Origin of the sequence: Tenacibaculum ascidiaceicola (genome assembly GCF_047470925.1) — a bacterium.
Lineage (GTDB): Bacteria > Bacteroidota > Bacteroidia > Flavobacteriales > Flavobacteriaceae > Polaribacter > Polaribacter discolor.
Genome location: NZ_JAZKJP010000008.1, coordinates 53880 through 73490 on the forward strand (window position 1 = coordinate 53880; position 19611 = coordinate 73490).

Annotated in this window: 22 protein-coding genes and 2 tRNA genes; 6 read left to right on the forward strand and 18 right to left on the reverse strand. The window is 30.7% G+C overall.

Annotated features, from left to right (window positions below):
- Position 1: 1 nt before the first annotated feature.
- From udk to VBY68_RS08550, 4 genes are all read right to left on the reverse strand, one after another.
- Positions 2–607: a uridine kinase gene (gene udk / locus VBY68_RS08535; protein ID WP_047790269.1), complete on the reverse strand. Its 606-nt coding sequence runs from the start codon at positions 605–607 to the stop codon at positions 2–4.
- A gap of 99 nt (positions 608–706) precedes the next feature.
- Positions 707–780, reverse strand: a tRNA-Thr gene (locus VBY68_RS08540).
- A gap of 176 nt (positions 781–956) precedes the next feature.
- Positions 957–1031 (reverse strand) — tRNA-Pro (locus VBY68_RS08545).
- 146 nt (positions 1032–1177) lie between these two features.
- A complete protein-coding gene (locus tag VBY68_RS08550; protein WP_099213964.1) occupies positions 1178–1408 on the reverse strand; it encodes a hypothetical protein in 231 nt (76 codons plus the stop codon).
- Positions 1409–1769: 361 nt separating this feature from the next.
- Between VBY68_RS08550 and VBY68_RS08555 the strand changes: the two genes are divergently transcribed.
- Positions 1770–2381: a DUF1684 domain-containing protein gene (locus VBY68_RS08555; protein WP_415269474.1), complete on the forward strand. Its 612-nt coding sequence runs from the start codon at positions 1770–1772 to the stop codon at positions 2379–2381.
- Positions 2382–2414: 33 nt separating this feature from the next.
- On the opposite strand, the gene VBY68_RS08560 is transcribed toward VBY68_RS08555, so the two are convergent.
- The 4 genes from VBY68_RS08560 to VBY68_RS08575 form a co-directional block, all read right to left on the reverse strand.
- Entirely contained in the window at positions 2415–3119 is a 705-nt protein-coding gene (locus VBY68_RS08560) for a crotonase/enoyl-CoA hydratase family protein (protein WP_099213968.1), read from the reverse strand.
- 54 nt (positions 3120–3173) lie between these two features.
- A complete protein-coding gene (gene crcB, locus VBY68_RS08565; protein WP_099213969.1) occupies positions 3174–3566 on the reverse strand; it encodes a fluoride efflux transporter CrcB in 393 nt (130 codons plus the stop codon).
- A gap of 149 nt (positions 3567–3715) precedes the next feature.
- Positions 3716–4687, reverse strand: coding sequence for a BT_3928 family protein (locus VBY68_RS08570; RefSeq protein ID WP_099213971.1), 972 nt, complete (start codon positions 4685–4687; stop codon positions 3716–3718).
- Positions 4688–4704: 17 nt separating this feature from the next.
- Positions 4705–5250, reverse strand: coding sequence for a DUF1599 domain-containing protein (locus VBY68_RS08575; protein WP_099213972.1), 546 nt, complete (start codon positions 5248–5250; stop codon positions 4705–4707).
- Between the two features lie 80 nt (positions 5251–5330).
- On the opposite strand from VBY68_RS08575, the gene folP reads away from it, so the two are divergent.
- Positions 5331–6149, forward strand: a complete 819-nt coding sequence (folP, locus tag VBY68_RS08580; protein ID WP_099213973.1) for a dihydropteroate synthase — start codon at positions 5331–5333, stop codon at positions 6147–6149.
- Positions 6150–6228: 79 nt separating this feature from the next.
- Positions 6229–7011 carry a diadenylate cyclase CdaA gene (gene cdaA, locus VBY68_RS08585; RefSeq protein ID WP_099213975.1) on the forward strand — a complete coding sequence of 261 codons (783 nt, stop codon included), beginning with the start codon at positions 6229–6231 and terminating at the stop codon, positions 7009–7011.
- A gap of 47 nt (positions 7012–7058) precedes the next feature.
- Here the strand turns inward: cdaA and VBY68_RS08590 are convergent, their stop codons facing one another.
- The 3 genes from VBY68_RS08590 to truA form a co-directional block, all read right to left on the reverse strand.
- Positions 7059–7514: a hypothetical protein gene (locus VBY68_RS08590; protein ID WP_415269475.1), complete on the reverse strand. Its 456-nt coding sequence runs from the start codon at positions 7512–7514 to the stop codon at positions 7059–7061.
- A 70-nt stretch (positions 7515–7584) separates the two neighbouring features.
- The gene (locus VBY68_RS08595; protein ID WP_415269476.1) at positions 7585–9300 is read right to left on the reverse strand and encodes an ABC transporter ATP-binding protein; all 1716 of its coding nucleotides are present in this window, start codon (positions 9298–9300) and stop codon (positions 7585–7587) included.
- 50 nt (positions 9301–9350) lie between these two features.
- Positions 9351–10085 carry a tRNA pseudouridine(38-40) synthase TruA gene (gene truA / locus VBY68_RS08600; RefSeq protein WP_099213980.1) on the reverse strand — a complete coding sequence of 245 codons (735 nt, stop codon included), beginning with the start codon at positions 10083–10085 and terminating at the stop codon, positions 9351–9353.
- A 246-nt stretch (positions 10086–10331) separates the two neighbouring features.
- Between truA and VBY68_RS08605 the strand changes: the two genes are divergently transcribed.
- On the forward strand, positions 10332–10829 hold the full coding sequence (locus VBY68_RS08605; RefSeq protein ID WP_099213982.1) for a metallophosphoesterase family protein: 498 nt from the start codon (positions 10332–10334) through the stop codon (positions 10827–10829).
- Here VBY68_RS08605 and VBY68_RS08610 read toward each other — a convergent pair.
- The 4 genes from VBY68_RS08610 to VBY68_RS08625 form a co-directional block, all read right to left on the reverse strand.
- A complete protein-coding gene (locus VBY68_RS08610) occupies positions 10812–12539 on the reverse strand; it encodes a tetratricopeptide repeat-containing sensor histidine kinase (RefSeq protein ID WP_415269477.1) in 1728 nt (575 codons plus the stop codon). The genes VBY68_RS08605 and VBY68_RS08610 overlap by 18 nt on opposite strands.
- 109 nt (positions 12540–12648) lie before the next feature.
- Positions 12649–13386, reverse strand: coding sequence for a hypothetical protein (locus VBY68_RS08615; protein WP_415269478.1), 738 nt, complete (start codon positions 13384–13386; stop codon positions 12649–12651).
- Between the two features lie 271 nt (positions 13387–13657).
- Positions 13658–14314, reverse strand: a complete 657-nt coding sequence (locus VBY68_RS08620; protein WP_415269479.1) for a response regulator — start codon at positions 14312–14314, stop codon at positions 13658–13660.
- A gap of 219 nt (positions 14315–14533) precedes the next feature.
- On the reverse strand, positions 14534–14968 hold the full coding sequence (locus VBY68_RS08625; protein WP_121148177.1) for a DUF4293 domain-containing protein: 435 nt from the start codon (positions 14966–14968) through the stop codon (positions 14534–14536).
- Between the two features lie 199 nt (positions 14969–15167).
- On the opposite strand from VBY68_RS08625, the gene rho reads away from it, so the two are divergent.
- The gene (gene rho / locus VBY68_RS08630) at positions 15168–16793 is read left to right on the forward strand and encodes a transcription termination factor Rho (protein ID WP_099213990.1); all 1626 of its coding nucleotides are present in this window, start codon (positions 15168–15170) and stop codon (positions 16791–16793) included.
- Between the two features lie 45 nt (positions 16794–16838).
- Here rho and VBY68_RS08635 read toward each other — a convergent pair whose 3' ends face one another.
- Genes VBY68_RS08635 through VBY68_RS08645 form a run of 3 tightly spaced genes read right to left on the reverse strand, consistent with a single transcriptional unit; the run spans position 16839 to position 18368 of the window.
- Positions 16839–17387 carry a 5-formyltetrahydrofolate cyclo-ligase gene (locus VBY68_RS08635; protein WP_415269480.1) on the reverse strand — a complete coding sequence of 183 codons (549 nt, stop codon included), beginning with the start codon at positions 17385–17387 and terminating at the stop codon, positions 16839–16841.
- Between the two features lie 4 nt (positions 17388–17391).
- Complete coding sequence (locus VBY68_RS08640) at positions 17392–17757, reverse strand: MmcQ/YjbR family DNA-binding protein (protein WP_415269481.1); 366 nt, start codon at positions 17755–17757, stop codon at positions 17392–17394.
- A complete protein-coding gene (locus VBY68_RS08645) occupies positions 17757–18368 on the reverse strand; it encodes a DUF4230 domain-containing protein (protein WP_099213994.1) in 612 nt (203 codons plus the stop codon). The genes VBY68_RS08640 and VBY68_RS08645 overlap by 1 nt, the downstream gene beginning before the upstream one ends.
- A 144-nt stretch (positions 18369–18512) precedes the next feature.
- On the opposite strand from VBY68_RS08645, the gene VBY68_RS08650 reads away from it, so the two are divergent.
- Positions 18513–19610 (forward strand): sensor histidine kinase, encoded by a 1098-nt coding sequence (locus VBY68_RS08650; protein WP_415269482.1) that lies wholly within the window; start codon positions 18513–18515, stop codon positions 19608–19610.
- The last annotated feature ends 1 nt before the right edge of the window (position 19611 follow it).

A 19611-nucleotide genomic window follows, 5' to 3' on the forward strand; every position in this document is an offset into this window, starting at 1 on the left:
GTTATAAACGGTCGTTAATTACAGTTCTTACAATGTCTATAGCAACAGTATTATATCTATCGTTAGGTATAATAATATCAGCGTAATTTTTAGTAGGCTCAATAAATTGTTGGTGCATAGGTTTTAAAGTGCTTTGGTAGCGGTTTAAAACTTCATCAACATCTCTACCTCGTTCTTTAATATCTCTTCTTACACGTCTAATTAAACGTTCGTCAGCATCGGCATGAACAAAAACTTTAATGTCACACAAGTTACGAAGTTCTTTGCTATTAAAAATCAAAATACCTTCAATAATAATAACTTTTCTAGGGTGTGTTTTTATAGTGTCTTTGGTTCTGTTGTGAGCAACGAATGAATATACTGGTTGTTCAATGATGCATCCGTTTTTTAATTCAGATAGGTGATCCACCATTAAATCAAAGTCGATTGCTCTAGGGTGATCAAAGTTTATCTTAGTACGTTCTTCGTAAGTTAGGTTATCTGTTTGTTTGTAGTAAGAGTCTTGAGAGATAACGCATACTTCATCGGCAGGAAGTTCGTTAATAATTTGGTTTACTACAGTGGTTTTTCCACTCCCTGTACCTCCAGCAATACCAATAACAAATATATTTTTCATTAAGTTTTTGTAAAAATAGAGTTATGACAAATTTAGCAAATTAAGCGCATAAAAAAAGCGCTAACTTTTTGTTAGCGCTTTTAGTTTTTGAGCCGATGGAGGGACTCGAACCCACGACCTGCTGATTACAAATCAGCTGCTCTAGCCAGCTGAGCTACATCGGCGTTTGCTTTAAAAGCGTGGCAAATATATAATGTTTTTTGAAACTGAAAAAACTTTTTTTAAAAATTTTTAATGCTTGTTTTTTGTAATCGTTCAGAGTGTTTTTTAAGTTGTTGAATTAGAGTTTGTTTTGACTTTTTTTAGTGAAGTTATTTTTTTTTGAAAAAAATAAAAGAAGTCGGGATGAGTGGATTCGAACCACCGATCTCTGGTCCCCCAGACCAGCACTTTAACCGGGCTAAGCTACATCCCGATTCCACAAATATATTTAAAAAAGAAAAAGTTCTAAGTAAATTACTTAGAACTTTATCAAGAATAAATATTATAATGAGAGTGGTAGTTGATGAAACTACTATTCTTATGTATATATGATAAACGAGCTTAAAGGTTGTTTATTGTTTAAGCTGTTAAAGGTTTTCCTTTTAAACGTTTTTCAATGCGTTGTTTAACAGCTGTTAAACGCTTCATTAAGTCCATTAACGTACTATCTTTTGTTTGTTTATATACCTCATTAATCTCTAGAATCAGAGCTTTTGCTTCTCTAGAGGCTAGTATTCTATCACTAGTAGTAACAAATTTGAATTTTCTGTTTTCAAATTCTTCTGCCTTATTGATTAATTCTGATTTCATAAAATTTACCAATTTAATTTAAAATTTCTTTATTAGGTTTTTTCTGATAAAAGATATATGCCTAAATAACTGGGGCGGCAAATATATAGGAAACTTTCTGTTTACAAAGAAACAAGCTCATCAATTTGTTTTATTAGTTAATAAGTTTTTCTTATAAGATAAAAAAATCTTTTTTTCCGGTATCTTATATCAGTTATAAGTTTAATCTATAAATATAAATGTAACAATTTTATTTTGTTATTTCAAATTATTAATAGAAAATTAACAGTTTTGATCTTCTTATTTAATGATTTTTTAAGGATTAGAGGTGTTTTGGTTGTAATAAAGTATTTTTGTATTTATAGAAATATAATGAGTTAATATGAGAAAACTACTATTGTTAATTTTTGCTGTTTCAATACTGTCTTGTAACAGTCAAGGAAAAAGAGCTGTTTTGGGGGAGTCTGATTTTCAAAAAGAGATGAATACTAAGTTTAAAGATGCTTCTAGGTCACCACTTACTAAAAAGGGATTAAAGAAGTTTAAAGGGTTAGATTTTTTTCCTATTGATAAAAAGTATACTGTAAAAGCAGAATTAGAAAAAACACCAGATGCGCCTATTTTTGATTTTCCAACGACGACCGATAGGGTAGCGATGTATAAAAAATATGGGGTTTTGTCTTTTTCTATTGATGGAGAGGATTTTAAACTAGCTCTTTATCAAGATGTAAACCCTAAGCCTGAATATGCAAACCATTTGTTTTTGCCTTTTTTAGATAATACAAATGGTAAAACGTCTTATAAAGGTGGTCGTTTTATAGATGTTTATACAACAGATATCCAGAAGGATGGAACTGTAGATGTTGATTTTAATAAAGCGTACAATCCATATTGTGCTTATAGTGATAGGTATTCTTGTCCAATTACACCAAGTGATAATTATTTAGATACAGAAATTAAAGCAGGGGTAATGGCTTATAAGAAACCTAAATAAATAAAAAGTCCTGCAATTTGCAGGACTTTTTATTTATTTAGAAGGAGGTGTTAGACCTTCTTCGCTGTCTTGTTTGATGGCTTTTGCTAATGAGTCTAAATATGATTCTCTTACTTTTAACTTGGTCTCTTTATGTGCTTTCTTATTTAGTTTAGAAAACATTCCAGCAACCTTTATAGCTGTTGCTAGTAAGTGTTCTTGAGGAACAACTTTATCTAAAAAACCAGCAGTAATAGCATCTTTAGGGTTGTATATTTCTGAGCAACTAACGCTTCTTTCAAAATAAATAGGAGATAAGCGTGCTTTTGCTATTTCAATTCCAGCGTTGTGCATGGTCATACCTATTAAAACTTCATTTAGTCCAATTTTAAAATCACCTTCAATACCCAGTCTGTAATCAGTAGAAAGAAGTAGGAAAGCACCCTTAGCTACTGCATGCCCTGAACAAGCTGCAATTATTGGGTAAGGAAAAGAAAGCATTCTATGTGATAATTGCGATCCTTTAGTTACTAGTTCTAAGGCTGATTCAGGAGACTGTGTCATGCTTTTTAAATCATAACCTGCTGAGAATATTCCTGGTTGTCCTGTTAATATTACAGGTTTTTCTTCTTTTTCAGCTTTGTCAAAAGAGATGTTTAAAGCATCAATCACTTCATGAGAAATAGCGTTAGCTTTTCCGTTAGTAATAGTTATAATTACGTGATTTTCTTCTGAATTGTATTGTATAAGTTCACTCATTTGTTATATAAATTTACTCACAAAGTGAGGTTTGTTTTAAGGGTAAAGTATTATTTAAATTGATTGTGCGTTCGTCCAAAAGTAATTAACAATGTAGATTCCTGCGAAAACAGCTAAAAATCCGATAATAAAGCTCGCTATAGTGTATAGAGCAAAAGAGGTAAAATCTCCAGACTTTAAAAAGACATGGTTTTCATAAGCAAAGGTAGAAAAAGTTGTAAATCCACCACAGAATCCAGTAGCTAATAATAAAGTGTGATTTTGAGTTATTGTTTCGTTTTTAGCAGCAAGTCCTAAAATAATTCCAATAAGTAAACTTCCAAGAATATTAGCTGCAAAAGTTCCATAAGGAATTCCTGTTTGCGAACTGTTTAAAGCTTTTCCAATAATATATCGTAATACGCTTCCTGCTCCGCCACCTATAAAAACTAATAATAATTGTTTCACAAAAATATTTCTAAGTTAATAGCTTGGTTTTACTCTCTTATTGAAAGAAATGTTGTAAGAATCTCTACAAGAGCTTTTCATGTTATTGCGAAAATAAGAAAACCTCACAAATTTGTGAGGTTTTCTTTGTATATAAATGGTATAACTGTTTATAGTTCTACATCATCAGCATCGGTCCAGTTCCACTTCCCAACAATGACTCCGTTTTTTACGGTAACAATACCAGGGTTAGCTCTAATTACTGTTTTTAAAGCAGTTTCATCACAAAACCCAAAAGTATAAGGAAGTCCATATTCTTTTTGAGTTGCAGCTAAATCTTCAATATAAGAAGCGGTTAGTACATAAATTTCATAACCTTGTTCACTAGCTTGTTTAGCTACTTCAGAAACATCAGTAATACCTTCTTTTTCTGTTTTCTTGAAGTTAGACATGATAATAAGCATAGCTTTTTCTTTAGCAAGCATTTCTTCTAACTTATCTCCTTCATCTGTTTCAATCATGAAATCGTGTATAGGAGGAAGCTCATCGCTATCTTCTGGATATTCCATTCCTTTAGCAATATCTGTTCCTATAGCATAAGCTCTAAAATCAATAATTGGTAAATGTTGTAAAACATAGTAACTAATAATGAGCGCTAAAAAAACAGAAGAAAAGGTTGTTATTGAAGAAAACTTATTTGAAATTAAAGGCTTAATGTGTTTAACACCTAAAATAAGAATAACAATAAAGATCATAAAAACAACATTCTTGTAAAATGTTTCTTTAGGAGTAAGCTTTAAAGCGTCACCAAAACATCCACAGTCTGTAACTTTATTGTAAGTGTATGAATACCATGTTAAAAATAAGAATACAAGGTTTAAGCCAAATAAGCTCCAAACGGTAAGTTTTGGTTTATAGCCAACTAAAAGCATAATACCTAAAACCAATTCGGTAACAATTAAAAGAATTGAAAAAGGTAAAGCAAAAGGAATTAAGAATTCTAAGTTTAGTACACCGGCACTAAAGTACTCCTCAAATTTATATTGAGATCCAATTGGGTCTACTAATTTTACAAATCCAGAGTAAATAAAAAGAAGTCCTACAAGTACTCTTGAAATATGAGTTAACATTTTTAAAATCATATAGGGATGTTTTTAGGTTAATTATCTGATTCAGAAAGATGAATCATGGCAAAAATAGCATAATTAATCATATCTTGATAATTAGCGTCAATTCCTTCAGAAACTAAGGTTTTGCCTTGATTGTTTTCTATTTGTTTTACACGAAGTAGTTTTTGTAGAATTAAATCGGTTAACGAAGAAACTCTCATATCTCTCCAAGCTTCACCATAATCATGGTTTTTGTTTTCCATTAATTCTTTGGTAATCTTTATATGTTTGTCATATAAATTAGTAGCCTCTTCAGTAGTTAAATCAGGTTGCTCAACAACGCCAAGCTCAATTTGAATTAATGCCATTATTGAGTAGTTAATAATGCCAATAAATTCTGATTTTTCTCCTTCATCAACTTTTCGTTCAGTATTTTCTTGTAATTGACGTATGCGTTGAGCTTTTATAAATATTTGATCGGTTAATGAAGGAAGTCTTAATATTCTCCAAGCACTACCGTAATCACTCATTTTTTTTACAAACAAATTTCTACATTCTTCAACTACAGTATCATACTGTTTAGAGGTGTTCTGCATCTTTCTTATTTAAAAGTATTAGATCAAAAATAGTAAATATTACAAGCTTTTCATTTATTTTTACTTGGAAATTTAACATGATGACAATTAATTGTAAAGGAACCTTGGTAGATTTAACTAAGCCTAAGGTTATGGGGATTTTAAATGTTACTCCTGATTCTTTTTTTGATGGTGGAAAGTATAAAAACGAACGAGATATTCTTGAACAAGCGGAAAAGATGTTGAATGAAGAGGCTACGTTTATAGATGTTGGAGCTTATTCTTCAAGACCAGGAGCAAAACATATTTCGGAAGAAGAGGAGCTACAAAGAATGCTTCCTGTAGTGGAATTGTTGATTAAAAATTTTCCTGAAATTATTATATCGATAGATTCTTTTAGAAGTAGAGTAGTGGAAGAGTCGGTTAATGCAGGGGCTGCAATTATTAATGATATTTCTGGAGGAATGATGGATGAGCAGATGTTTAAAACGGTAGCTAAACTTCAAGCTCCATATATTATGATGCATATGAAAGGAACGCCGCAAAACATGCAACAAAATCCGCAATATGAAAATGTGGTTACGGAAGTGATTTCTTTTTTTGCAGAGCAGCTTTTTAAATTGCGTAAACTAAAGGTGAATGATGTAATTATTGATGTTGGTTTTGGTTTTGGTAAAACGCTTGATCAAAACTATGAGTTACTTAAAAAGTTGTCACTGTTCAAAAGTTTAGATGCTCCCATTTTAACTGGTGTTTCAAGAAAGTCAATGTTGTATAAGTTATTAGGTGTTACACCTAAAGAAGCTTTAAATGCTACTACCGTAGCCAATACAGTTGCTTTGTTAAATGGTACACATATTTTAAGGGTGCATGATGTAAAGGAGGCAGTTGAGGCGGTTAAAATTGTGGAGCAGTTGTAATAAAATCCTTACATTTACTTATCAGGTAGTATATAATGCCTAAAAACTTGTTTTAAAGTTAAAAAACTTCAAAAAATTAATGAATTTAGATTTTATCGACTTTTCGTTTCTTGATGTGTTAGATATTTTTTTAGTAGCAGTGCTGCTTTTCTATATATATAAGTTATTAAAAGGAACTGTAGCTATTAACATTGTAATCGGAATTGCATTTATATTTTTAATATGGAAAGTTACTCAGGCTCTACACATGGAAATGTTGAGTGGGATTTTGGGATATTTACTTTCTGGTGGTGTTATAGCATTGATTATTGTATTTCAACAAGAAATTCGTAAGTTCTTATTAATGATAGGAACTACTAACTTTTCTACCAAAAAAAGTTTTTTAAATCAGTTGAAGTTTTTAAAGACTGAAATTCATTCTGAAACAGATGTTGAAACTATACTAACGGCATGTGCTAACTTATCAAAAACTAAAACGGGTGCATTGTTAGTGATAGAGAAAACAAATAATCTTGATTTTTTAATTAATACTGGTGATAAAATGAATGCTTTGGTTAATGAGGCAATCATTGAAAGTATTTTTTATAAAAATAGCCCGTTGCACGATGGTGCAACTGTTATTCGTGATAATTATATTGTAGCAACTCGAGTAATATTACCTGTTTCTAACAGTGCTAAGATACCTTCTAGGTTTGGTTTACGTCACAGAGCAGCTATTGGTGTTAGTGAAAAAACTGATGCAATTTGTTTATTGGTTTCAGAAGAAACAGGAGAGATTTCGTATATAAAAGATGGAGAGTTTGTGTTATATAAATCGTTAGAAGAGCTCCATAGAAAATTAGAAAAAGATGTAATGGCATAAAAAAAGCTCGCAACTTGCGAGCTTTTTTGTGTTCTGTTCAAAAAAGATTATTGAGCAGGAGCCATTTTAGATTGAATAGCAGTCATAACGCTATTGAATTTTTTAGCAGCTTCTTCGTCTAAGTTAGCAACGATGTCTTTAGCTTGTGTAGCTAATTCAACACCTTTTTTAGCTAATTCAGAGTTTTTTACTACGTCTCCTTTTGCTTCAATATAATCTTTAGCATATTGAGAATAAGACTGTAAGTATTCTCCTACTTTTGGGTCTTCAAATTCTGGAATTTCGATACCTTCGATTGCTGATTCCATAGCTTCAACAGCTCCCTCAGTAGCCTCTTTAGCTTCTTCAGTAGCTTCAGTTGCTGCTTCTTTAGCTTCTTCAGTTGCTTTTTCTACAGCTTCAACAGCTTCTTTGGTTGCATCTTTAGCATCTTCTTTAGTATTTTTACATGATGTTGCTAATAAAGCACCAACAACAAATACTGATAAAATTACTTTTTTCATCGTTTATTGATTTTTAGTTTTTAAGATTGAATAACAAATGTACTATTTTGAATGATGTAAACAAATTTATTTACACCACTGTTTCACTATTAAACTGTTTTTCGAACAAATTCTTATAATAACCCTCATGTTTTTTTAGTAATTCTGTATGGTTTCCTTTTTCAACTATACGACCTTTGTCCATAACAATAATCATATCAGCTTTTTTAATGGTTGCTAAACGGTGTGCAATTACTATAGAAGTTCTGTTCTTGGTAATTTTATCAGTAGCATACTGAATCATTTGCTCTGAATGTGCATCAACAGAAGAAGTGGCTTCGTCTAAAATTAAAATACTAGGCTTACTAACATAGGCACGTAAAAAGGCAATTAATTGACGTTGACCTGAAGATAACATACCGCCACGCTCTTTTACATTATAATGATAGTTGTTAGGAAGACTCATTATAAAATCGTGGATTCCAATTTGTTTGGCAGCAACTTTAACTTCTTCAAGAGAAATGTTTTCGTTGTTAAGAGTGATGTTATTTAAAATACTATCAGAAAATAAAAACACATCTTGAAGTACTACTGCTACCTTTTGACGTAAAGAAGCTATTTCATAGTCTTGTACAGGAATGTTGTCGATAGATATTTCTCCGCTATCTATTTCGTAAAAGCGACTTATAAGGTTGATAATGGTTGATTTACCAGCTCCTGTAGCACCAACAATAGCTACTGTTTGTCCTTTTTCAACACTAAAACTAATGCCTTTTAAAATTTCTTCATCTTCAATATAGCTAAATCGTACATCTTTAAAGTTAATAGTTCCTTGTATGTTATCAGCAATAATTGTCCCGTTTTTGTCTATAGAGCTTTCAGTATCAATTATATTAAATACACGTTCACCGGCAACAATTCCCATTTGTAGTTGGTTAAACTTATCGGCTATTTGTCGCAACGGTCTAAAAAGCATTTGAGCCATTTTTATAAAACCAATAATAGCACCAACACTTACTGCCTTGTCTTCAACAACCTGTAATCCACCGTACCATACAATAAGTCCTATTGCAATAGAAGAAAGAATTTCAGCAATAGGGAAGAAAATAGAGTAGTACCATACAGTTTTAACATGTGCCTTTTTATGTTTATTGTTAATTTCAATAAAGTTTTTATACTCAATTTTTTCTCTATTAAAGAGTTGGACGATTTTCATTCCTGTAACTCTCTCTTGTACAAAGCTATTTAAGTTTGCTACTTGGTTACGAACATCTTGAAAAGTAGATTTTATAGCTATTTGAAATAGTTTGGTAGCATAAATCAATACAGGTAAGGTTGCAAGTGCAATTAAAGCTAATTTCCAGTTGGTATAGAACATTACAATGATTACAACAATCATTTTTAAAACATCACTAACAATCATAAAAACACCCTGGGTGAAAAAGTTAGCAATGGTTTCTATATCTGAAACAACACGAGTTACTAATTTTCCAACTGAAGAATTATCAAAATACCCCATTTTAAATTGAAGTATTTTTCTAAAAGTTTTGGCTCTTATGTCCCTGATAATGTGTTGACCTACCCAGTTGGCGTAAAAAATAAAGCTAAATTGAAAAAAGACTTGGATAAGCAACACTACTATCATGGCAATTGTAAAATATAATAGCCTTGAAACATCTTTAGTTACAGTGAAATCGTCTATAGCTGTCATTAAAATGACAGGGGTTAGCACAGCAAAACCTGCTAGTAAAATGGTAGATAATGCTGCAATTATAAATCGTACACGGTATTTTTTTGCAAAACTCATTAGTCGTGCAAAAATTTTAATATCAAATGCTTTTCCTGTTGTTTTACTCACTATATATAGTCGTATATTACTTTTGTTAAAAATAAACCTTTTGCAGGAACTGACACACCTGCTTTACTTCGATTTTTACTTTCTATAATTTTTTTAAAATCATCCACAGTTATTTTTTCTAAACCAACATCAATTAATGTTCCTACAATGGCTCGAACCATATTTCTTAAAAAACGATTAGCACTAATATGAAACGTTAATTCATTTCCGTTTTTAACCCACTCAGCTTTGGTTACTGTACAGTTAAATGTATGTACATCTGTTTTTACTTTTGAAAAACATTCAAAATCCTCATAATTGTATAGAGTAGCAGCTGCTTTATTCATCAACTCTATATTTAATTGCTGATGATGTAGTTGCCACGTAGTATCTAGTAAAAAAGGATTTCTACCTAACCAGATTTTGTACTCATAACTTCTGCTAAGAGCATCAAAACGAGTGTGGGCATCGTCATGTACTAATTGTGTTCTGAATATAACTATGTCGTCGGGCAAAATAGCGTTTAATTTGTAAGAAAAGTTATCGTTTAGCGGTGTTTCTACATCAAAATGAGCAAACATTTGTGAGGCGTGTACGCCAGAATCGGTTCTCCCTGCACCTACAATGTTTATTTCTTTTCTTAAAATTGTGCTGATGGCCTTATTTATTTTTTCTTGAACTGAAATTGCATGTGGCTGTATCTGCCATCCATGATAATTTTTTCCGTTGTATGCTAATTCAATAAAATACCTCAAGAAGTGTAAATTTTTAAAGAGCTAAATTATAAAATTCTAATTTGAAAAGTGCTAGAGAGAAGTGTAAAATAATGTTTTTGAGATTTATTAACATATGTTAACAGATTAACTGTAATGTTTGTGTTATTTTTGTCACCTTTTAGAATACGAAAGTGAATTCCCCTTTCATTAATTTCCCCTTAGTATAAAGAAATCCATGATGTAATGTCGTGGATTTTTCCTTTTTAATTCGTTAGTTTTGTCCTGATGAAGAAGATTTTACTCCTTTCCGATACACATAGTTTTATTGATGAACAAATTTTAAAGTTTGTAAAGCAAGCTGATGAGGTTTGGCATGCAGGTGATATTGGTGATTTAGAAGTTACGGATACAATAAAAAAACTTAAACCACTTAGAGCTGTTTATGGGAATATTGATGATAAAAATGCTAGGGTAGAGTTTCCGTTAGATAATAAATTTGTTGTTGATGGTGTTTCAGTTTGGATAACTCATATAGGAGGTTATCCAAATAAGTATAATCAAAGAGTTAGGGAAGAATTAAAAACGAATAGACCACAGTTGTTTATTTGTGGACATTCACATATTTTAAAAGTTCAGTACGATAAAAAATTAAATTTACTTCACTTAAATCCTGGAGCAGCAGGAAACCACGGATTTCATAAAATTAGAACCATGCTACGTTTTGAAATAGATAAAGGTAATGTGAAAAATATGGAAATTATAGAATTAGCTAACAGAGGTTAACTGATTATAGTTTTTTTCCTTTTTTAGTATAGGAACTGTAATGTTTATTGTAGTGCCTACATTTACTTCAGATTTTATGGTTAGTTTACCATCCATCATGTGAATTCTAGCTTCAACTTGATTAAGACCAATACCATCAGAAAAAGAAGAAGACGAGGTAGAAAATCCTACCCCATCATCCTTAACGAGAACGGTTAGTTGACTCTTCTCTTCTTTTAAATCTATTTGTGCATGTTTGGCTTTACTGTGCTTCAAGATGTTATTGATTAATTCTTGAATCACATTAAATATTTTTATTTCAAATTCTTGATTATATCTATTTATGTTTTTTGCAGAAACTTCAAGTTTTAATTGGCTATTCGAATACTTTTTAACGACATCCTTAATAGCATATTCAAGTCCGAATTTTAATAAAATAGAAGAAACTAAATTATGAGATAAGTCTCTAACTTTTTGAGAGGCTTCAGAAATAATAGCTTGTGTTTTTTCTATTTCTTGAGGAGTATCTCCGTCAAATTGTTTTTTTGTAGCTGTTAAATGCATATTAGCAGATGAAAGCAATGCGCTAACATTATCATGTAATATTTCTGCAATGAGTTTTCGTTCAGTTTCTTTTCCGTCTATTGTAGCGTTTAGAATTTTAACTTGTGCTTCTGATTTAACTTTTTCAAGGTTTTGTTGTTGTATAAGTTTACTTTCAGATAGTTTAAGACGTAGATTTTTTTGACGAAGCTTATAGTTGTAAATAATTACCCCTGAAACAATTAAAACCAAAAAACTTAAAGCACCAAAAAGCATAGAAGTTTTAGCTTCTTGAGCTTCTTCTAGTTTTCTTTGTTCTTTAACTAAAGCAGTTTTCTCCTTTTCTAAGTTCTCTTTATGTTGAGTATAAATTTGTTCAACCATTCGTCTAATTTCTTTATCTCTTAGGTTATCTTTAATGTTGTAGGATTTTTCTTGATAATCGTAAGCGGTATAATCCTTAAGAAGATATAAAGTATAAGCTAGATTAAAATATAAGTCCTCTTTAAATTTTGTAGCTTTGATGCTGTTGCTCATTTCTAATAGCTCTAGCCCTTTAAAGTAAACCTCTTTGGCTTTTTTGTAATTCTTTTCATGTAAATAAATGTTAGCTAAATTATTTAGAGCAGAGGCTTCAGATATTTTGTTATCATTGTTTCTGTGTATTTCTATAGCTTTATTAGTGTACTCTTTTGCTAGAGATAAGTTTTCTTTTTTATAGATGCCGGATAAATTACTATAAGCTTTAGCGCGTATATCTTGAACCTCTTTGTTAAGAGAATTTATTTGAATTATTTTTTTATAATAAACTTTTGCACTATCAATTTTGTTAGTTAATTGGTAGTTACCAGCTAATCCAATAAGAATTTTAGCGTATGACTCTGGTGGGATTGAAGTAATTGATGAAAATTCACCATTTGATTCAATTGAATTAAAAATCTCTAAAGATTTGTAATAATAAGTGATAGACTTATTTCTAACGTTTAAATTTTGAAAAATTTCAGCTATTAATAAATTGGTAGAAAAATCTAATTCAGTATTGTTTTTTGTTTTATGGGCTAAAACTAGAGCTTTGTTTAGAGCCTCAGTGTATTTCTCTTTTTTATATAGTTGATATAAGCGATTATAGTTTTCTTCTAGAGAAAGAGAGTCAGTAATATTTTTTTGTAAATATATTTTCTTTCCCATGTTTATATTGTGACTTATTTTAGGAATATTTGAACCTAATGAATACGAGCTACTTATTGTAAGCAAAGAAAAAAAATATGATAAAAATAATAGAATTCTCATTTCAAATTTAAATATCAACAGAGGTTCTAGGTTTTTCTTCTATTACATAAGAAGCAATAACTTCCCCAGTAGTTTTAGCACTTGTTTCTTGTTGTAATTTATAATAGTTAACAAAGTTAAGATTTAATTTCTCTCCTTGATAAATGTTTAAATCAATAGAAAAATTATTCTTTTCCTCAATATCGCTACTAAATTCTGCTTTCGTAAGAGGGGCAATATCTTTAGATAAATGAACTTCGTAAGTATCTTTTATGTCATTGTAAACAAACATTGTTTTAACTTTGTCAGCAACAACAAAATCTAAGTTGTATTTACCATCATTACTAACGTTAATGGTATATGAGATTAGGTATTGAGGGTTAATGGTTGAGTTTTTTTTAGAAAGAGTAATATTATCATCTTCTATATAAACTTGGCTTTTTTTTCCTCTATTAGCTTCTAAAAAACCAATTTTTAAATGATCATTTTCTATAGAAAAATCATTAGAGTGTTTAGTAGCTGTTTTTTGCGGGGTTTCAGCTAAAATTATTTCTTTTGAGTTGTCTACATTAGTTACTGTAGTTACATCTGTATTGTTGGTTGTATTGAAATCAATAGAGTATGCGCCAGTGGCATCTCTTTTAAGTGTATATGATTGTAATAAGTTTTCAGGATTATTCTCTATAACTTCTGCTTCGTTAGAAGAACATGAAGCAAAAATAACACTAAGGCTTAAAGCTAAGAAATAAGGAGTAAATTTTTTCATGACTTATTTGGTGTTTATTATTGAGATTTGATTTTTAAAAAAAATAGCGATGTACTTAGGATAGATGTTAAGAGACGGGGGACGATATCTCTTAGGGGATAAAAGAAAACAAAATGAAGGGGTTTTCTATACTATGTTAAATAACGCGTACATCGCTATTGGGTTTATTGTTATTAGAAGTAGTTGATTAGCGATGCATAAAGTGTATAGACTCGGGGGGCTTCTTCTTAATCTGGGGGACTAAAGAAAATTTGAAGGGTTGATTATGTCTTTACACTATTTTGTTTCTCACTGCATACATCGCTAAACCTACTACATTCCTTACTTTTAATTTTTTATATAAATTACTTCTATATGTTTCTACTGTTTTTATACTGACATTGAGTTGATCTGCAATTTCACTGGAGCTTTTCTCTTTAGCAATTAACTTTAATACAGCAATTTCCCTCTCAGTTAAATCTCCATGCAAATATTCTGGCTCATTTTCTTCTTTTGCATCAGAAGCATATAAGTCTAATAATTTTACTTTAATGTCTTCACTAATATATTGTATGCCGTTGTGTACAACTTTAATAGCATCAATTATTTGCTCATTAGCTCGACTTTTATCTACAAAACCATTAGCGCCTAACGCAATCATTTCTTGAACAAGTTTTGGGTCGCTTAAACTAGATAGTATTATTGTTTTAATAGTTGTATTACGTTTTTTAAACGTTTTTAAAACTTCTATACCGTCCATCTCAGGCATGTTAATATCTAAAACTAATACATCTGCTGTATTTTTAGAGGACCAGTTTACTACTTGTCTTCCAGTTAAAGAAAAACCCTCAACTTCAATGTCGTCTTCAGTATTTAATAAAGCAATGACTCCGTCTATTAAAATCTTATGGTCATCTGCTATGTGAACTTTTATCTTGTTGTAATTCATGGTTGTTATTACAGTTACAAATTTATGAGGTTAAAACAGTGTGCACAATACACAGTATCCCTAATCGTTTCATTAATGACTCAGGGTTAACCCTGAGTTTTTTTTAACATTTCTTTAACATTTAAAGCTGTAGGCCTTGAATAGCTTAGGAAACAAAAATAAAAAAACCGAGAATTAATCCTCGGTTTTTTTCGCACTAAATATACTAAGATGTTAGGTTTATCGTAATCTATCTACAGATTTTACAAGATCTTCATCCTTCTTAATGGCTCTATTTGCTAAAACTAACAGCAAAACAACAATGATAGGAAAGAACATCCCAATACCTTTCTCAGAAACCGAAGCTTCTCCAGATAATGTTTGAGATAAATATATCAATACTCCTAATAAAAAAAGATTTATCAATATGTTTAAGCGGTTTAGTACAAATTGTAACTGACGGTTTTTAAATAAAAATATTGTAACAATAGATACTAAAGCCGAAATAAAAAATAAAACAGGAATACTTTTTTCTAGAATTGAGTTTCCAGAAAACAAATCCAATATATATATAGTGTTAGTTTGAGAGTTACTCCAAAGACTAAATAAAAAAGTCAATCCTCCAGAGATAATTCCTGCTACTAATAAGTATATAGATTGTATTCTTTGTATCATAATTTTTTATCGGGTAGCAAATGTAATACTTCTTTTTTTAAAAAGAAATATTAGAAGTTAAAATATTTGTATATATTTGCCTTGTATGTAACCGCACAAAATTATTATATAGCCCCTATATAATTAGCACTCAAAACAAAACTTAATACAAAATAATTCTTTATATATAAGGAATTTTAGTAACTTAACTATTTAACGAATGTTCGATATTTCGGAATTAAAAACTAAAAAATTAGCTGACTTACAAGTTATTGCGAAATCAATAGGATTAACGAAAATTAGTCAACTTAAGAAGTTAGACTTAGTATACAAAATTTTAGATGCGCAAGCAGAAGCAAGTGCTAATGAGGCTAAACCAAAACCTGCTCCTAAAGCAGAGAAGCCAAAAAGAAAAAGAATATCTAAAACAGAATCCAATACTACAACTACTGCTGTTGAAAAACAGGAAGATAAGGTTGTTGTTAAGCCTGAGATAAAAGAAGCTCCAGAAAAAAAGGAGCCAGTTGCTAAGCCTAAAAAGAGGGTAGAAGATAAGAAACAGCCTCCTAAAGCTGTTGAAGATAAAAAGCAGCAACAACCTCAACAACAAAAGCAGCAGCATAATAAAAATCATAGCAACAGAGATAGAGGTAATAAGCACAATAAAAATCAGAATACGAATAAACAACATCATAAAAGTGGTAATAAGTACCGTGATCCTGATTTTGAATTTGATGGTATTATAGAGAGTGAAGGTGTATTAGAAATGATGCCTGATGGGTATGGGTTTTTACGTTCATCTGATTATAACTATTTGTCATCTCCAGATGATATTTATGTTTCTCAATCTCAAATTAAGTTGTTTGGATTAAAAACAGGAGATACTGTAAGAGGTAATGTTCGTCCTCCAAAAGAAGGAGAGAAGTATTTCCCTTTAATTAGAGTTTCAAAAATTAATGGATTAAATCCAAATATTGTTCGTGATCGTGTTTCATTTGAACATTTAACACCATTATTTGCTAATGAGAAATTCAATTTAGCAGAAAAAGGAAGCACATTATCTACTAGAATTATCGATTTGTTTTCTCCAATAGGGAAAGGACAACGTGGTATGATTGTAGCGCAGCCTAAAACTGGTAAAACAGTATTGTTAAAAGATGTAGCAAAAGCAATTGCAGCGAATCATCCAGAAGTATATCAAATAGTTTTATTAATTGATGAGCGTCCTGAAGAGGTAACTGATATGCAACGTAGTGTACGTGGTGAAGTTGTAGCATCTACTTTTGATGAACCTGCTGATAAACATGTACGTGTTGCCAATATCGTATTAGAAAAAGCAAAACGATTAGTTGAATGTGGACATGATGTAGTGATTTTATTAGATTCTATTACACGTTTAGCAAGAGCTTACAATACAGTAGCACCAGCATCTGGTAAAATCTTATCAGGAGGTATCGATGCGAATGCATTACATAAACCAAAACGTTTCTTTGGTGCAGCTCGTAACATTGAAAATGGTGGTTCGTTAACTATTATTGCTACTGCACTTACCGAAACCGGTTCGAAAATGGATGAGGTTATCTTTGAAGAATTCAAAGGAACAGGTAACATGGAGTTACAATTAGAACGTAATATTGCCAATCGTAGAATTTATCCTGCAATTGATTTAATTAAATCGAGCACACGTCGTGATGATTTATTATTAGATGAAAAGACAGTACAACGTATGTGGGTATTACGTAAGTATTTAGCAGATATGAATCCTATTGAAGCAATGGAGTTTATTCAAGACAGAATTAAAAGATCATTAAATAACGATGAGTTCCTGATTTCAATGAATGGATAATCGTTAGTTATATAAAATAAAAAATCCCGCTCTTAGCGGGATTTTTTATTTTGGATATATCACAGAATTTAGTGGGACATCAAATTCATGGGTATCTTTTATCTTTTTGATAGGAGAAAAGAAGTTGAGTCCGATAGTTTGAGTGTTTTCTCTACATTCTGATAAAAATCGATCATAAAACCCTTTACCGTAACCAACCCTATAGTTTTGTTCGTCAGAAATTAACATAGGCACAAAAACCAAGTCAATATCTTTTACATCTGCTTCTTCTGCATTTATAGGTTCTGGAACTCCAAATTTGTTGAGTTCTAGTTTGGTTTCTTTTTCAAAATAGAAATGAGTTAGCGAGTCATCTTCAAAATTACAACGACTAACAATAATTCTTTTTCCTTTATCTCTAAAAAAATCAATGATAGGTTGAGTGTCTATTTCATTAAACTTTCTCATGGATAAAAACAAATGTACAGTACTAATATTATCAGTTTTTAACTCGAATATTTGTTGATATATACTCTCTTGGAGCTTTTCTTTTTCTGTTTGAGTAAGAGAGTTTCTCTTTTGCTTGTATAGTTTTCTAAGGTCAGATTTAAGCATTGGGTTACAACGATTTTAATTCTTCTTTAAGTTTTTTTGTTAATCCTTTTACTATAAGTTCGTATGAGTGATCAATTAATTCAAAAACAAAAGTATCAGAAACATCATTGTTTAAAGTAACTGTATTCCAATGTTTCTTACTCATGTGAAATCCTGGATTAATACTTTCATACTCAGCTCTTAATTCTAAAGCACGTTCAGGATTACATTTTAAATTAACCTTAGGCTCATGTTGCTCCCAGCTATCTAAACCCGATAACGAAAACATTTTATTCATTACTTTAAATACTAAAACATTATCATCAAAAGGAAAATGTTCAGTAACTCCTTTTTTGGTAATGCAATAGTTACGAAATTCTTCAATATTCATTATTCAATTAAGTTTTGAGTTGATTGAGGAATCTTTAAAGCTGTGTAGTCTAGTTTCCATCCAATAGTTTCCACTAAATTTTGCATTAAGGTAACAGCCTCTAAGGCTTCTTTATTTGCGGTTTGCATTAAATTACTTTCAGGTATTTTTTGAAGAATGTGATCTTTAGCTTCTTTATTTACTTCAGTTAAATCTTCAGAACTAAATTTGTTAAGTAATCCGTTTTGTATGTCATAGAAGCGTAAGTTTGGTTCTATTGAAAATACTTCGGGTTGTGGGAATTCAGATAAAACCAATACCTTTTTCTTCGTGTCGGTATGCATTTTTATTTTTCTAAAATCAAAACCAATATGAACTTTAGCATTAATTAAAATAATGGCTTTTTTCTTACTAGTAACAAGTCCTAAAAACTTCTCTTTGGTGTTTTCATGATGATATATCTCGGCAAATTCCCCTTCAACAGTAATTAATTTAGATACTTTTTTAATCTTATCTAGCAGAACTACCGATTGTTTTTCGGTTAAATTTTTTCTTTTTGCTGAGGTGAATTTTTTAAAAATGTAATAGGATATAATGGCACCTCCCGCCAAACCTATAAAAAGTAATTCCATAGTTACGAATTTACATAAAATAGGTAAAGCATAAAAGAGAATATATATTGTAGTAGTTTTATAAATGAAGTAAGTGGAGGAAAGTTATTTTGTATTTTTATTCTCAGAAAGTAAAAGAGTTTATCAGAGTAAAACAATTACTTAATGAGGTCAGCAAGCGCAACAGAAAAAGAACTAAAAGAACGTATAAAAGAGTTAACTTGTTTATATGAAGTAACCTCTTTAATAATAAATGCAAACCTAGATCAAGTTGATGTAGCTTTAAAAGCCATAGCTAAAAGTTTAAAAAAAGCATTACAGTTTCCAAAAAACACGCGAGTTTTTATTGATACGGAAAAATATTCTGAAGAGGAAAGTAAAACCGAGGAAGAGTTTTGTATTATTTCAAGTCCTATTTCAGTATTTAATACTCCTAAAGGAAAAATATCAGCATTTATAAGAGGAAAGGAACTTAAGGATAATTTATACCTAAAGGAAGAAAAAGAATTATTTGATACCGTTGCTATAAAAATAGGAGGACTTTTAGAGCGTATTGAAATAAAGAACAATGAGTTGTCGATGAGACGTAAAATGGAGCATGCCGACCGTTTATCAATCTTAGGAGAATTAACCGCTGGTATTGCCCATGAATTAAATACCCCTCTAGCTAACATATTAGGTTATTCAGAGCTATTGAAAGCGGATATGTCCAGTAATGAAAAAGCTTTGGCTGATGTAGATAAAATTATTCAAAGTGCAATTTTTTCAAGAGAAGTAGTAAAAAAACTCATGTATTTCGCTTGTGAAATGCCGCAAGAAATGAAAAAAGTAAATATAATTCCAAGTATAAAAGATGCTATAAATTTACTCGACGCCACTTTTAGAAGACAGTCTGTAAAATATTTAGTGAAAGTTGAGGAGTCAGAATTATGGTTGCGAGCAGATACAGTTCAACTTACTCAAATTATTTTTAACCTTATTATAAACGCTATTTATTTTTCACCTAAAGACGGGCTTGTTACTATAGAAACATTCCAAACAGATAAAGAAGTTGTTTTAAGAATTTCTGATGAAGGAATAGGTTTAAGTAATGAAGCTCTTGAAAAAGTGTTTCAACCTTTCTTCACAACGAAACCAACAGGAGAAGGAACAGGGCTGGGATTAAGTGTTGTGCATGGTATTGTATCGAGTCATAAAGGAACAATAACTGCTAAAAATGGCATTGAAAAAGGTGCTATCTTTGAGGTTAGGTTACCAAAATAAA